We start from the raw sequence: 803 nt of genomic DNA, 5'->3' as shown, positions 1-803 counted from the left end.
CCGGGTGGCCCGTTCGACAGCGAACGCGTGCTGCCGCCGGAGATCGAGGCGAACCTGAAGGCGGCCTATAATCTGGACAAGCCGGTCTGGCAGCAGTTCCTGATCTATCTGGGCAATGCGGTGCAGGGCGATTTCGGCCCCTCCTTCACCTATAAGGACTTCTCCGTCTCCGAACTGATCGGGACGGGTTTCCCCGTGTCCCTCAAGCTGGGCCTGTCGGCCATCACGCTGGCGGTGATCATTGGCTGTACGCTGGGCATCCTGGCCGCCATGCGCCAGAACACCAAGACCGACTATTCCATCATGGGTGTCGCCATGGTGGGCATCACCATCCCGAACTTCGTGATGGCGCCGCTGCTGACGCTGGTGTTTGGCATCTATCTGGGCTGGCTGCCGGTGGCGGGTCTGGGCGATGGGTCGTTCCGCAATCTGGTGCTGCCCGTCATCGCCCTGTCCTTGCCGCAGATCGCCATCATCAGCCGCCTGACGCGCGGCGGCATGGTGGAGGTGCTGCGTTCCAACTTCGTGCGCACGGCCCATGCCAAGGGCCTGCCCGAACATCTGATCATCACGCGCCACACGCTGCGCGCGGCATTGTTGCCCGTCATTTCCTATCTGGGGCCGGCCATTGCCGGTCTGGTGACGGGGTCGGTGGTGATCGAGCAGATTTTCGGCCTGCCCGGCATCGGCCGCTATTTCGTGCAGGGCGCCATCAACCGCGATTACACGCTGGTGATGGGTACCGTCATTACCTATGGCAGTCTGATCGTGCTGATGAACCTTCTGGTCGATCTGGTCTATGG

The 803-nt window shown here is 62.5% G+C and carries 1 protein-coding gene; it reads left to right on the top strand.

Annotated features, from left to right (window positions below; genetic code table 11):
• Nucleotides 1-803, top strand: an 803-nt coding sequence (locus ACT6Q8_RS25550) for an ABC transporter permease subunit (RefSeq protein WP_444739482.1), incomplete at both ends; no start/stop codon positions are given.

The sequence above is a fragment of the Niveispirillum sp. genome (assembly GCF_052437035.1).
In the GTDB taxonomy this organism is placed as follows: domain Bacteria; phylum Pseudomonadota; class Alphaproteobacteria; order Azospirillales; family Azospirillaceae; genus Niveispirillum.
Note: the sequence above shows the minus strand (reverse complement) of the source record. Positions and strands in the feature narration are given on the sequence as shown.